Raw genomic sequence first — 13,598 nt, 5'->3', positions numbered from 1 at the left:
TTGTATTGAGTGCTATGGAGTTACCTTTTGTTAGCGATAATGGAGTTGTGAAAAAGTCTAAAATCCAGGCATGTTCCTTATGGTATCATATATGTTTCAAAAGTATGCGACGTAGGCTTATGCCTTACTTGACGATGAATTAAGCCTTACTTGCTGTTCAAAAGAGCCTAACGTAACATTCAATTAAGCCTAACGTAAACCTTAATTGAGGCTTAATTGGATGGTAAGTAAGGCTCTTTTGCAAGGCATTTGTGGCTCTATTGCAAGGTAATTGTGGCTCTTTTTGCAATCTTTTTGGGCTTTTTTGCAACCTTTCGGGTTTCTTTTGCGTCTAAGCATCAGAATATAGAAAATTTAAAATCGAAAGAGTATGAAAACAATGAGTATTTGGGTTGCTTCGGCAACTTTGTTTCTTGCCTCTATGGGCATCTGTTCCTGCAGTATGGGTTCTACTACCTCTTCTGAAATGAGAGGAAGCCTGGAGTTTACGCAGGATGATTTGAGAGAGAAGCCTTTCAAGGCTATCGACGTGGATATGGTTGCCAGTGTCTATTATACACAGAACGACGGCGATGAATGCAGCGTTCGACTGGATTACTCTGCCATCAAGGATGCTGAGTTCGTTCAGAAACTTAAGGAGAAAATCAAGGTGGTGTATCGAGACGGCGAAGTGAAGATCGGTCTCACGGGAAGACTCAAGGTACCTGCCAGCTGTAATTCTGAAAAAAACAGATTGAAGATTTATATCACCAGTCCTGACCTGGTGAAGATTACCCAGGAAGGGGTAGGCTCGTTCTATGCCAAGTCTGTCAACAGCGACCGCCTGGAAATCGATAACGAGGGCGTAGGCTCTGTCAGCATCAAGCAGATTCTTGCCAACAGACTGGATGTAACCAACGAGGGTGTAGGCTCTGTCAGCATCGATGATGCCAAGGGCGACGTGATGAAGATTGACAACGAAGGTGTAGGCTCCGTAAAGGTTGGCAATGTGGCGATGAGCGACCTGAAGGTGGATAACGAGGGTGTAGGCTCCGTTACGCTCGATTTCTTCAAGGGCGGAAATCTGAAGATCAACAATGATGGCGTGGGTAAGGTAAGCGCCAAGGTTGACTGCCAGGTTCTGAATGTTGATCTGGATGGTGTTGGCGGCGTGCATCTGAGCGGTGTTGCAGGCAAATACACCCGTCATAAGGATGGTGTTGGAAGCATCTCTGACGGAGGACTGAAGGTCGGTAGATAATCTGACTTTCAAAAACAAAAAATGCATGCTGGAGATGCTTAACATACTTGTTATATTTTTCTTTTATATATTTTCTTTTTAATATATATAATTAATACTAAGCATCTCTAGCTTGCACAAAAATCTGCAGAATTGTCAAGAAGCAGTCCTTAGAAGTCCCACTTCACACCCAGGCAAGGGCGAACCTTTGCTCCATCGGTGCTGCCGAAGTTATTGGTAATCTCTACCTCACCACCCAGGCTCAGGTTCTCGCAGCCGAAGTGCTGGCCTACCTTGTACCACAGCTGTGGCTCGGTGATGAATACCGTGTGGCGGGTCTTAGCCTTGCCGTCGCCATCTACGGTTCCGTGGGTTTCCCACCAGAAATCAGCGAAGCCGTCAAACTTCAGTCCCTTTACGCCGAAAAGGTCGTTGCAGGTCCATACGGCTGTCAACTGCATCGGAACATTCTGGTCGGTCTTGCGGATGGTCTTATAGAGAACGTCCAGATTCAGGGTGTTCTTGTAGGTAGCATCGTGAATCAGATACTCCACACCGAAGAGCCAGGCATTGTTGATAGGGTAGTTCTTGGTGATACCGCCATTGTACTCTACGTGCAGGCTCCAGTTTTTCATGCTGCTGTTCTGCCAGAAGTTCAAGGCACGTGAAATCTCGGTATAGGTGCCGCCCTGTGCTACGTTTGGACTGTTAGGGTCCATCTTGTCGTAGTTGAAGTCGTGGTCAACGAAGAAGTAGGTGCTTCCCCATTTGTCCTGCTTGAACATCTCCAAAGTCAGGGTTACATACTTACGGTCGTTACCGAAATCATAAAGAATCTGTGCGTTGGTCTGTGCAAGAGTCTTGCTTGCTGGAAGCAATGCCAATGCCATCAGCAGGAGGCTTTTTAATTTTCTCATAACAATGTTTTCTTGTTTTTGATGATGAAGTTTAAAATATGATTTGAAACTGAAAAATAAAATATGATACGGAATTAAAAAAGACTGCGAACTTGATACCCGCAGTCTTTTTTGTATATATATATCAAATTGAATTTTCCTTTGCTTAGATATAAATCCAATCTTTTTCCTTTGCTTAGTAAGCGAAGAGAGGATAATCCTTCATAGTCTCGTTTACCTTCTCACGAACGCGGGCGATGACCTTCTCATCCTCTGGTGAATTCAATACTTCCTCGATGAGCTCTGCGATGAGATGCATCATATCCTCCTTGGCGCCACGGGTTGTCATGGCAGCTGTGCCCAGGCGGATACCTGAAGTCTGGAAGGCAGAACGTGAATCGAATGGAACCATGTTCTTGTTTACGGTGATATCTGCTGCAACAAGCGCATTCTCAGCTACTTTACCAGTGAGGTCTGGATATTTGCTTCGGAGGTCAACGAGCATGGAGTGGTTGTCTGTACCACCGCTTACGATGCTGAAGCCGCGACCCATCAGATCGTCAGCAAAAACGGCTGCGTTCTTCTTCACCTGCATGGCATACTCCTTCCAGGATGGCTGCAGATTCTCGTTGAAGGCAACAGCCTTGGCAGCGATGACGTGCTCCAGCGGACCGCCCTGCTGACCAGGGAATACGGCAGAATTCAAGAGCATGCTCATCTTCTTTACCTCACCCTTCTTGGTAGTTAATCCCCATGGGTTGTCAAAATCCTTACCCATCAGAATGATACCGCCACGAGGACCACGGAGAGTCTTGTGGGTAGTAGAAGTAACGATGTGGGCATACTTCAATGGGTTGTCGAGCAGACCGGCTGCAATCAGACCTGCAGGGTGAGCCATATCAATCATCAGGAGGGCACCTACCTCATCCGCAATCTTGCGCATGCGGGCATAATCCCACTCACGGCTGTAGGCACTACCACCACCGATAATCAGCTTAGGCTTGTGCTCCAGAGCCAGCTTCTCCATCTCGTCGTAATCCACACGACCCGTCTCCTTGTTCAGGTTGTAGCCGATAGGATTGTAGAGAATACCAGAAGTATTGACGTGGCTGCCATGAGAAAGGTGACCGCCGTGATCGAGGTTCAATCCCATAAAAGTATCACCCGGTTTCAGTACGGCGAGCAATACGGCAGCGTTAGCCTGAGCACCAGAGTGAGGCTGCACGTTGGCATACTCAGCACCAAAGACTTTCTTCACGCGTTCGATGGCAAGGTTCTCTACGATATCTACCACCTGGCATCCACCATAGTAGCGCTTGCCAGGCAGACCCTCTGCATACTTGTTGGTAAGGTAAGAACCCATAGCGTTCATCACCTCGTCACTCACGAAATTCTCAGAAGCAATCAGCTCCATGCCTTTCAGCTGACGCTGATGTTCTCTTTCGATTAAGTCGAAAATCTCTTGATCTTTAACCATTCTTATTTATTTTATGTGATTGATGCTACTTACAAAGCTCCACTTTGCCCAGTTGCTGCTCCTTGTCGCAGTAATGACAGCGTACGATACCGAGTACCTTATCTACGGTGTGGAAGAGGGTCTGCATAGGCTCGTTGTTGGTGATACACTTAGGGTTGTTGCACTTTACGATGCCCCTGAGCGTATCTGGAGTTTCTACGGTCTTCTTCTCCACGATCTCGTAGTCTTTGATGATACTCAGTCCGATGTTAGGAGCCACCACAGAGAGGCGGTTGATTTCCTCATCGGTAAAGTACTTGTTGGCAACCTTGATGATGCCCTTCTTGCCGATCTTCTTGGAAGGCAAGTTGTAGCCGATGGTAACAGGAGTGTCCATCTTCTCCAACTGGAGCAGGTTGACTACCTGATAGGTTTTCTCGGCTGGTATATGGTCGATTACGGTACCGTTCTCGATAGCCGCAACTACTAATTGACTTTTATTGTTTCCCATAATTAATCACTAATAAATAATCACTAAACACTACTCAATAATGGTCTTGTCATTCTTCACATCCTCCAGAGTGATACCGAGGCAGTGGCAGAAGATAGCCTCACGGGCATAGAGACCGTTCTGAGCCTGCTGGATGTAGTATGCATGTGGATCATCATCTACATCGTATGCAATCTCGTTGACACGTGGCAGTGGGTGCATGATCTTCATGTTCTCCTTAGCCTTGCAGAGCATGTCGCGCTTCAGGATATACACGTTCTTCACACGCTCGTACTCCATCAGGTCGCTGAAACGCTCCTTCTGTACACGGGTCATGTAGAGAATATCGGCGTCGGCAATCACATCCTCGTTGAAATCCTCGTGCTCCACGTACTTGATGTTGTGCTCCTTGCAGTAGAGTTTGTACTCTTCTGGCATGGCAAGCTCCTTAGGTGCGATGAAGTGGAAGGTAGGATTGAAGTGGCGCATAGCGGTGATAAGTGAGTGAACGGTGCGGCCATACTTGAGGTCACCCACAAGATAGATGTTCAAGTTCTCCAGTGTTCCCTGGGTCTTGAAGATAGAGTAGAGGTCGAGCAAGCACTGGGATGGATGCATGTGGGCACCATCTCCGGCATTGACGATAGGCACTGGAGCTACCTCACTGGCATACTGGGCTGCACCCTCGATGAAGTGGCGCATGGTGATGACGTCGGCGTAGTTGCTCACCATGAGAATGGTGTCCTTCAGCGTTTCGCCCTTGGTAGTGCTGGATGTCTTGGCATCAGAGAAGCCGATGACACGTGCGCCAAGGCGATTGGCAGCTGTCTGGAAACTGAGTTGGGTACGAGTAGATGGTTCGAAGAAAAGGGTCGCTACGACCTTTCCCTTCAACAACTCCCTGTTGGGATGTTTTTCAAACTCTTGCGCCATTTCGAGGAGGTACATGATTTTCTCCTTCGAGAGGTCAGCAATCGTCACAAAATTATGTTTTTCCATACGAATTTTGATTGAATGTTCTGAAATCGCCCCCAAAGTTACATATAATTTTTGATTTATGTGCGAGATTTCAAAACTTTTTAGTAATTTTGCACAAAATAAATGAAGAAATAGAGATGAGAAAACATTTTATCTATACGTTATGGGGCATTTTTGCCACCTTTGTCGTGTCGGCTATGCTGGCCTTCTTTGCCATCTGGAACGGATGGATCGGTTACATGCCGGACATCGAGGATCTGCAGAATCCTATCAGCAGATTCGCCACTCAGGTGTATTCGTCTGATGGAAAGGTGCTGGGTACATGGAACCTGAATAAGGAGAACCGTATCGTGATACCTTACAAGAAGATGTCACCTTATTTAATAAAGGCACTGGTTGCCACGGAGGATGAACGATTCTATGAGCATTCGGGCATCGACTTCCGTGCGCTCGGCCGTGCCATCGTGAAGCGTGGACTCCTCGGGCAGACCAATGCCGGAGGTGGATCTACCATCACCCAGCAGCTTGCCAAGCAGCTCTATTCCGAAAAGGCATCGAGCACCCTGGAGCGACTGCTGCAGAAACCGATAGAGTGGGTCATCGCCATCAAGCTGGAGCGATACTATACCAAGCAGGAAATCCTGGCACTCTATCTCAACTACTTCGACTTCCTGCACAATGCCGTGGGTATCAAGACGGCAGCGAATACCTATTTTAATAAGGAACCGAAGGATCTTACCCTCACCGAGGCGGCTACGCTCATCGGTCTCTGCAAGAATCCATCGCTCTTCAACCCTGTGCGCTATCCGGAGCGTGCCCGCGACAGAAGAAACGTGGTGCTCTCGCAGATGGTGAAGGCGGGCTATCTGGATCATGCTGAATACAGCCAGTATTCGGCAGAACCGCTCACGCTCAATTTCCACCGTACCGACCATAAGGATGGTTCGGCTACCTACCTGCGCGAATATCTGCGCAAGTATCTGATGGCTACCCGTCCGGAAAGAAAGGATTATGCATCGTGGAACTATGCTCAGTTTGTTGCCGATTCCATCCTCTGGAATACTGATCCTCTGTATGGATGGTGCAACAAGAACTTCAAGAAGGATGGTTCTCCATATAATGTATATAGCGATGGATTGAAGGTGTTTACCACTGTGGACAGCCGTATGCAGCGATATGCCGAAGAGGCTGTGTATCAGCACGTGGCACGCTATCTGCAGCCAGCCTTCAGCAAGGAGATTTCAAACAAGCCAAGTTCGCCATACAGCGACAAGCTGACCCCTAAGCAGATCAAGGCTATCCTGAACCGCAGCGTTACCCAGTGCGAGCGCTACCGACAGATGAAGGAGGCGGGATGCTCGGCAGAAGAGATTCACGATACCTTCCGCAAGAAGATTCCGATGACCGTGTTTACCTATCATGGCGACATCGATACGCTGATGAGTCCGCTCGATTCCATCCGCTATTATAAGACCTTCCTGCGCAGCGGATTCATGAGCATGGATCCTAAGACGGGTGCCGTGAAGGCATACGTGGGTGGATTGGACTATACCCACTTCATGTATGATATGGTAAGTCTGGGAAGAAGACAGGTGGGTTCTACCATCAAGCCATTCCTCTATAGTCTGGCGATGGAAAACGGTTTCTCGCCTTGCGATAAGGCACCTAACCGCCAGCAGACCTATATGGTGGCTGGCAGACCATGGACGCCTAGAAATGCCAACCATTCGAGATACGGCCAGATGGTTCCGCTGAGCTGGGGATTGGCACAGAGTAACAACTGGATCAGTGCCTATCTGATGAGTAAGCTGAACCCATCGCAGTTTGTCCAGCTGCTGCATGACTATGGTATCAACAACCCTGATATTCATGCATCTCTGAGCTTGTGTCTCGGACCGTGCGAGGTAAGCGTGAGCGAGATGGTGAGCGCCTATACAGCCTTTGCCAACCATGGTATCCGTACGGCTCCGATGTTCGTGAGCCGCATCGAGGATAACGAGGGTAACACCATCGCCACCTTCCAGCCACGAATGAACGAGGTGATCAGTGCCGACAATGCCATGAAGATGCTCACCATGATGATGGGCGTAGTGGATAATGGTACGGCAGGAAGACTGCGCTACCGTTATAAGCTGGAGGGACAGATTGGTGCCAAGACGGGTACCACCAATAACAACAGTGATGGATGGTTTATCGGCTTTACTCCGCAGCTGGTAAGTGGCTGCTGGGTAGGCGGTGAGGATCGCGATATCCACTTCGATTCCATGAGTATGGGTCAGGGTGCCACCATGGCGCTTCCTATCTGGGCTATCTTCATGAAGAAGGTGTATGCCGATGTCTCGCTGGGCTACAGTCCGGAGGTGAAGTTTGATATCCCTGCCGATTACAACCCATGCTACCATGTGGGCAGCGGTGGCGAGCAAGACTCCTTTGAGCAGGTGAATGCCATCGACGAAGTATTCGAATAATTCCTCGGGAAGTGCTCCTGATGCCGTCATCAAAAGACTATCCGCCATTTTTGCACTCATTTCTTTTAAATAGTGCAAAAATGGCGGATGTTTTTTGCTTATCTCCATTATTTTTTGTATTTTTGCAAAGTTTTAGGGCTCTTGTGCCACAAATGCGTGATGACGAGGAGGTTCCCAAACGCTTGATAAAGAGAAAATAATAAAAAAACATTATAATGAACGTTTCATACAAATGGCTTAAAGAATACGTCGATTTCGACCTGACACCACAGGAGACTGCCGATGCGCTGACCTCTTGCGGACTCGAAGTGGACGCTTTGGAGGAAGTACAGTCTATCAAGGGTGGACTGAAAGGTCTTTACGTAGGTAAAGTGTTGACATGCGAGGCGCATCCTAACAGCGATCACCTCCACGTAACAACCGTTGACCTGGGCAAGGGTGAGCCACAGCAGATTGTCTGCGGTGCGCCTAACGTGGCTGCCGGTCAGAAAGTAATCGTTGCCGACCTGGGCTGTGTGCTCTACGACGGCGACCAGAGTTTTACCATCAAGAAGAGCAAGCTCCTCGGTGTAGAGAGCTTGGGTATGATCTGTGCTGAGGATGAGATTGGCGTGGGTACATCTCACGACGGTATCATCGTGCTCCCAGAGGATGCTCCAGTGGGTCAGCCTGCTGCCGAGTACTATCACCTGGAGAGCGACTGGCTCATCGAGATTGATATCACAGCCAACCGTGCCGATGCACTCGGCCACTGGGGTGTGGCCCGCGACCTCTATGCCTGGTTGAAGCAGAATGGTTATGAGACCAGTCTGCATCGCCCATCTTGCGATGAATTCGTAGTAGATAACGAGGATCTTCCTATCGATGTAGAGATTGAGAACACCGAGGCTTGCAAGCGCTATGCCTGCGTTAGCATCACCGACTGCGAGGTGAAGGAGAGCCCAAAGTGGTTGCAGGACAAGCTGAACATCATCGGCCTCAGACCAATCAACAATATCGTGGATATCACCAACTACATCATGATGGCATACGGCCAGCCATTGCACTGCTTCGATGCCGACATGGTTACCGGTCATAAGATTGTAGTCCGCACCCAGCCAGAGGGCACCAAGTTCGTGACCCTGGATGGCGAGGAGCACACCCTGGGTGAGCACGACCTGAGCATCTGCAATGCTGAGGAGCCAATGTGTATCGCCGGTATCTTCGGCGGTAAGGGTTCCGGTACTTACGAGACCACCAAGAGCGTGGTTCTGGAGAGTGCTTACTTCCACCCAACATGGATCCGCAAGAGCGCTCGCCGTCATGGTTTGAGCACAGATGCCAGCTACCGTTTTGAGCGTGGCGTAGATCCTAACGGACAGATTTATGCATTGAAGCAGGCTGCTATCCTCTGCAAGCAGTTGGCAGGCGGCAAGATTTCCATGCAGATCAAGGATGTATATCCAGAGCCAATGCAGGATTTCCCAGTTCGCCTGAACTATGAGTATGCTCACCGCCTCATCGGTAAGGAGATTGGTGCTGAGACCATCAAGAATATCGCCACATCTCTGGAGATGAAGATCGTGAAGGAGGATGCTGAGGGCATCGACCTCCTGGTTCCTGCTTATCGCGTGGATGTTCAGCGTCCTTGCGATGTGGTAGAGGATATCCTCCGTATCTATGGATATAATAATGTGGAGATTCCTACCCAGCTGAAGAGTTCTTTGACTGTTCAGGGTGATGAGGACAAGGCTTATCACAGCCAGAACCTCGTGGCTGAGCAGTTGGTAGGCGAGGGCTTCATGGAGATTCTCAACAACTCTCTGAGCAAGACCAGCTACTATACCGACCTGGAGCTGAACAAGTATCCTTTGGAGAGCGTAGTGAAGGTGATGAACCCATTGAGTGCTGATCTCGGCGTGATGCGCCAGACCATGCTCTTCGGCGGTTTGGAGAGCGTAGCCCGTAACATCAACCACAAGAGCCAGAACCTGAAGTTCTTCGAGGTGGGTAATACCTATTTATATAATAAGGAGAAGTGGAGCGAGGAGAGTCCTATCAAGGCTTACTCTCAGGAGGCTCACATGTCACTCTTCATCACCGGTAAGCGAGTAGAGGGCAGTTGGGCTCATGCAGATGAGCAGAGCAATATCTACGAGCTGAAGGCAGTGGTAGAGAATATCCTCCGCCGTGTGGGTATGCCACAGAACAACCTCGTAATCAAGCACAGCGACAACAACATCTTTGCCAAGGGCGTGAACTACGAGACCCGTGCCGGCAAGGTATTGGTAGAGATGGGTATCCTGAGCCACAAGCTGAAGAAGGCATTCGACATCGAGCAGGATGTATTCTATGCTGATGTTCACTGGGATAACCTGGTGAAGACCGTGAAGAAGGTGAACCTTACTTACACAGATATCAGCAAGTATCCATCTGTGAGCCGCGACCTTGCGCTGCTCGTTGACAAGAACGTGGAGTTTGCACAGATTGAGCAGATTGCCCATCAGACAGAGAAGAAGCTCCTGAAGAGCGTGGTACTCTTCGACGTATATGAGGGTAAGAATCTGCCAGAGGGCAAGAAGAGCTATGCCGTAAACTTCATCCTGCAGGATGAGGAGAAGACATTGAATGACAAGCAGATTGATGCCATCATGAAGAAGCTCATTGCCAACCTCACAGGTAAGCTCAACGCAGAACTGAGATAATGCAGAATGCGATTGACGCAGAATTGAGATAATATTATAAACAAAAACGATAAACATTTAAAATTTTATTCCAATGGGAAGAGCATTTGAATATCGTAAAGCTACAAAGCTGAAAAGATGGGGCCACATGGCCAAGACATTTACTAAGTTGGGTAAGCAGATTGCTATTGCTGTGAAGGCAGGCGGTCCAGAACCAGAGAACAACCCATCATTGCGTGCTATCATCGCTAACTGTAAGCGTGAGAACATGCCTAAGGATAACATCGCTCGTGCCATCAAGAACGCTTGTGGCAAGGATACCAGCGATTACAAGGAGGTGACATACGAGGGATATGGCCCTCACGGAGTTGCTGTGTTCGTTGATACATTGACAGATAACACAACTCGTACAGTGGCTGACGTTCGTTCTATCTTCAACAAGTTCAGCGGTAACCTGGGTACAACAGGTTCTTTGTCTTTCCTCTTTGACCACAAGGCTGTGTTCACATTCAAGAAGAAGGAAGGTCTGGATATGGACGAGATGATTCTCGACCTGATTGACTACGGTGTAGAGGACGAGTTCGATGAGGATGAGGAGAACAACGAAATCACTATCTACGGTGCTCCTACAAGCTTCGGCGAGATTCAGAAGCACCTGGAGGCTGAGGGCTTCGAGGTAACTGGTGCTGAGTTCACCTACATTCCTAACGATTTGAAGGATGTTACTGCTGAGGAGCGCGAGACTATCGACAAGATGGTTGAGAAGTTGGAGGAGTTTGACGATGTTCAGACTGTCTATACCAACATGAAGCCTGAGATTCCTGCAGACGCAGAATAATTATGTTGCAGCAAGAGAAACAGGATAAGTTGACCAAGGTTACTTATCAGACTCATGGTACCTGCTCTAAGTACATCTGTATCAGTGTTGATGAGGATGGAAAAGTGCAGGATGCCCAGTTCATCGGCGGTTGCGATGGTAATACCAAGGGTGTTTGTGCCTTGATTCAGGGCATGAAGGCAAAGGAGGTCATCGCCCGACTGAAGGGTATCACTTGTGGTAACAAGCCTACAAGCTGTCCTGACCAGCTGGCTACAGCCTTGCAGGAAATGGGATATTAATACAATAAAGAGGGTGTGTCATCAATCCATGACACACCCTCTTTTCTAATACTTGAAGACATCATCCAGCAAAATCTCCTTCGGATTCTTAGCTGAATAATAAACGAAGCGGAAGGTGAAGTGGGCATCCTTGTAAACCTTCAGACCTGGGTTGTTGTCCAATGCCTCTTTCTGAAGTTTGTGGAGCTTATCCTTGTTGGCATCAATCGCCTTCTTGTTGTCCGCTTTGTTGCGAAGAGTCATGTAATAAGAGAACACGCGGGTGTTCTTGTCAAACACGGCACTGTCTGTTCTGCTGTCATTTACGTATGGGGTAGGGCAGTATTTCTCTGTGTATTCCTTAGCCTCACGAACCGCCTTATCTTCCAGATTTTCAGTGCAAGATACGACCAAACTAGCTAAAAATAGGGTATAAATTGCTTTTTTCATCATTATTATATATTTTTTTTGCAAAGATACGAAAAAAAATACTATCTTTGCACTCCAAAGAGAGAAAAATTGTATGGAGAATATAAATAAGATAAGAAATTTCTGCATTATTGCACATATTGACCATGGTAAAAGTACTTTGGCAGACCGATTGTTAGAGAAAACTCAGACCATCAAGATTACTGAGGGTCAGATGCTTGATGATATGGACCTGGAGAGAGAGCGTGGTATCACCATCAAGAGCCATGCCATCCAGATGGAATACAAGGCAAAGGATGGAGACACTTACATCCTCAACCTCATTGATACTCCGGGACACGTCGATTTCTCATACGAGGTTTCTCGTTCCATCGCAGCGTGCGAGGGAGCGCTCTTGGTTGTGGATGCCACCCAGGGTGTCCAGGCCCAGACTATCTCTAACCTCTATATGGCTATTGAGCATGACCTGGAGATTATTCCGGTCATCAACAAGATAGATATGCCTTCGGCTATGCCGGAGGAAGTGGAAGATGAGATTGTGGATCTCATCGGTTGCAAGCACGAGGATATCCTCCGTGCATCCGGTAAGACCGGCGAGGGTGTCGAGGATGTTCTGGAAGCGGTGGTAAACCGTGTTCCGGCTCCTAAGGGAGATGACAAGGCACCACTCCAGGCTTTGATCTTCGACTCTGTATTCAACTCATTCCGTGGTATCATCGCCTACTTCAAGATTGAGAACGGTGTAATCCGCAAGGGCGACAAGGTGAAGTTCTTCAACACCGGAATGGAATATGATGCAGATGAGATTGGCGTACTGAAGATGGATATGATTCCCCGCAAGGAATTGGGGACCGGTGAGGTAGGTTACATCATCTCGGGTATCAAGAATGCTACCGAGGTAAAGGTGGGTGATACCATTACCCACATCGCACGTCCTTGTGAAAAGGCGATTGCAGGATTCCAGGAAGTGAAGCCTATGGTCTTTGCCGGCGTTTATCCTATCGATCCTAGCGATTACGAGAATCTGCGTGCCTCATTGGAGAAGCTGCAGCTCAACGATGCTTCGCTCACCTTCTCGCCTGAGAGTTCGGTAGCTCTGGGCTTCGGTTTCCGATGCGGATTCCTCGGTCTGCTCCACATGGAGATTGTACAGGAGCGTCTGGACCGTGAGTTCAATATGGATGTCATCACCACCGTTCCTAACGTATCCTATATGGTATATGACAAGCAAGGTGGTGTGAAAGAGGTACATAACCCATCGGGACTGCCAGATCCAACGCTCATCGACCATATCGAGGAGCCGTATATCCGAGCTACCATCATCACGGCTACCAATTTTATCGGTCCTATCATGAAGCTCTGTCTCGACAAGCGTGGTGAGCTTATCAATCAGGAATACGTGAGCGGTAACCGTGTGGAGCTGCATTTCATGCTGCCATTGGGCGAGATTGTGATCGATTTCTACGATAAGCTGAAGAGTATTTCCAAGGGATATGCTTCGTTCGACTATCATATCGATTCCTTCCGTCATTCCGACCTGGTGAAGCTGGATATCCTCTTGAATGGAGAGCCGGTGGATGCCCTGAGTACTTTGACCCATCGCGACAACTCTGTGAGCTTCGGTCGCAGAATGTGCGAGAAGCTGAAGGATCTGATTCCACGTCAGCAGTTTGATATTGCCATTCAGGCTGCTATCGGTGCGAAAATCGTAGCCCGTGAAACTGTGAAGCAGGTGCGCAAGGATGTTACTGCCAAGTGTTATGGTGGTGACGTGAGCCGTAAGCGTAAGTTGCTGGAGAAGCAGAAGAAGGGTAAGAAGCGTATGAAGCAGATTGGTAACGTAGAGGTGCCACAGAAGGCATTCCTTGCGGTGCTGAAGCTTGACTAAGAGATTCGACGAT

At 48.4% G+C, this 13,598-nt stretch carries 11 protein-coding genes; 6 read left to right on the top strand and 5 right to left on the bottom strand.

The features are described 5' to 3' along the window. Nucleotides 1-370 precede the first annotated feature (370 nt). Complete coding sequence (locus CFT61_RS02220; protein ID WP_089542858.1) at nucleotides 371-1,240, top strand: GIN domain-containing protein; 870 nt, start codon at nucleotides 371-373, stop codon at nucleotides 1,238-1,240. A gap of 149 nt (nucleotides 1,241-1,389) precedes the next feature. Here the strand turns inward: CFT61_RS02220 and CFT61_RS02215 are convergent, their stop codons facing one another. From CFT61_RS02215 to pyrB, 4 genes are all read right to left on the bottom strand, one after another. Then, entirely contained in the window at nucleotides 1,390-2,136 is a 747-nt protein-coding gene (locus tag CFT61_RS02215) for a DUF5020 family protein (RefSeq protein ID WP_089542857.1), read from the bottom strand. 175 nt (nucleotides 2,137-2,311) lie between these two features. Continuing rightward, on the bottom strand, nucleotides 2,312-3,592 hold the full coding sequence (gene glyA, locus CFT61_RS02210) for a serine hydroxymethyltransferase (RefSeq protein WP_089542856.1): 1,281 nt from the start codon (nucleotides 3,590-3,592) through the stop codon (nucleotides 2,312-2,314). 25 nt (nucleotides 3,593-3,617) lie between these two features. Further along, nucleotides 3,618-4,082 (bottom strand): aspartate carbamoyltransferase regulatory subunit, encoded by a 465-nt coding sequence (pyrI, locus tag CFT61_RS02205; protein WP_089542855.1) that lies wholly within the window; start codon nucleotides 4,080-4,082, stop codon nucleotides 3,618-3,620. 30 nt (nucleotides 4,083-4,112) lie between these two features. Then, a complete protein-coding gene (pyrB, locus tag CFT61_RS02200) occupies nucleotides 4,113-5,060 on the bottom strand; it encodes an aspartate carbamoyltransferase (protein ID WP_089542854.1) in 948 nt (315 codons plus the stop codon). Between the two features lie 116 nt (nucleotides 5,061-5,176). Between pyrB and CFT61_RS02195 the strand changes: the two genes are divergently transcribed. From CFT61_RS02195 to CFT61_RS02180, 4 genes are all read left to right on the top strand, one after another. Then, nucleotides 5,177-7,507, top strand: coding sequence for a penicillin-binding protein 1A (locus tag CFT61_RS02195; RefSeq protein WP_089542853.1), 2,331 nt, complete (start codon nucleotides 5,177-5,179; stop codon nucleotides 7,505-7,507). A 215-nt stretch (nucleotides 7,508-7,722) separates the two neighbouring features. Beyond that, nucleotides 7,723-10,191, top strand: coding sequence for a phenylalanine--tRNA ligase subunit beta (pheT, locus tag CFT61_RS02190; RefSeq protein ID WP_089542852.1), 2,469 nt, complete (start codon nucleotides 7,723-7,725; stop codon nucleotides 10,189-10,191). A gap of 73 nt (nucleotides 10,192-10,264) precedes the next feature. Then, nucleotides 10,265-11,008 (top strand): YebC/PmpR family DNA-binding transcriptional regulator, encoded by a 744-nt coding sequence (locus tag CFT61_RS02185; protein ID WP_089542851.1) that lies wholly within the window; start codon nucleotides 10,265-10,267, stop codon nucleotides 11,006-11,008. A gap of 2 nt (nucleotides 11,009-11,010) precedes the next feature. Then, nucleotides 11,011-11,289: a TIGR03905 family TSCPD domain-containing protein gene (locus CFT61_RS02180; protein WP_089542850.1), complete on the top strand. Its 279-nt coding sequence runs from the start codon at nucleotides 11,011-11,013 to the stop codon at nucleotides 11,287-11,289. A gap of 45 nt (nucleotides 11,290-11,334) precedes the next feature. Here CFT61_RS02180 and CFT61_RS02175 read toward each other — a convergent pair whose 3' ends face one another. Continuing rightward, nucleotides 11,335-11,721 carry a hypothetical protein gene (locus CFT61_RS02175; protein WP_089542849.1) on the bottom strand — a complete coding sequence of 129 codons (387 nt, stop codon included), beginning with the start codon at nucleotides 11,719-11,721 and terminating at the stop codon, nucleotides 11,335-11,337. A 70-nt stretch (nucleotides 11,722-11,791) separates the two neighbouring features. On the opposite strand from CFT61_RS02175, the gene lepA reads away from it, so the two are divergent. Next, the gene (gene lepA / locus CFT61_RS02170) at nucleotides 11,792-13,585 is read left to right on the top strand and encodes a translation elongation factor 4 (protein WP_089542848.1); all 1,794 of its coding nucleotides are present in this window, start codon (nucleotides 11,792-11,794) and stop codon (nucleotides 13,583-13,585) included. Nucleotides 13,586-13,598: the final 13 nt, after the last annotated feature.

This window comes from Segatella copri (genome assembly GCF_002224675.1).
In the GTDB taxonomy this organism is placed as follows: Bacteria; Bacteroidota; Bacteroidia; order Bacteroidales; family Bacteroidaceae; genus Prevotella; species Prevotella copri_U.
This window is presented reverse-complemented; position numbering and strand designations above follow the sequence as displayed.

Excerpts from the sequence above, each read along its gene's own strand:
- CFT61_RS02220 (WP_089542858.1), top strand. The coding sequence starts at position 371 with ATGAAAACAATGAGTATTTGGGTTGCTTCGGCAACTTTGTTTCTTGCC.
- CFT61_RS02215 (WP_089542857.1), bottom strand. The coding sequence starts at position 2,136 with ATGAGAAAATTAAAAAGCCTCCTGCTGATGGCATTGGCATTGCTTCCA.
- glyA (WP_089542856.1), bottom strand. The coding sequence starts at position 3,592 with ATGGTTAAAGATCAAGAGATTTTCGACTTAATCGAAAGAGAACATCAG.
- pyrI (WP_089542855.1), bottom strand. The coding sequence starts at position 4,082 with ATGGGAAACAATAAAAGTCAATTAGTAGTTGCGGCTATCGAGAACGGT.
- pyrB (WP_089542854.1), bottom strand. The coding sequence starts at position 5,060 with ATGGAAAAACATAATTTTGTGACGATTGCTGACCTCTCGAAGGAGAAA.
- CFT61_RS02195 (WP_089542853.1), top strand. The coding sequence starts at position 5,177 with ATGAGAAAACATTTTATCTATACGTTATGGGGCATTTTTGCCACCTTT.
- pheT (WP_089542852.1), top strand. The coding sequence starts at position 7,723 with ATGAACGTTTCATACAAATGGCTTAAAGAATACGTCGATTTCGACCTG.
- CFT61_RS02185 (WP_089542851.1), top strand. The coding sequence starts at position 10,265 with ATGGGAAGAGCATTTGAATATCGTAAAGCTACAAAGCTGAAAAGATGG.
- CFT61_RS02180 (WP_089542850.1), top strand. The coding sequence starts at position 11,011 with ATGTTGCAGCAAGAGAAACAGGATAAGTTGACCAAGGTTACTTATCAG.
- CFT61_RS02175 (WP_089542849.1), bottom strand. The coding sequence starts at position 11,721 with ATGATGAAAAAAGCAATTTATACCCTATTTTTAGCTAGTTTGGTCGTA.
- lepA (WP_089542848.1), top strand. The coding sequence starts at position 11,792 with ATGGAGAATATAAATAAGATAAGAAATTTCTGCATTATTGCACATATT.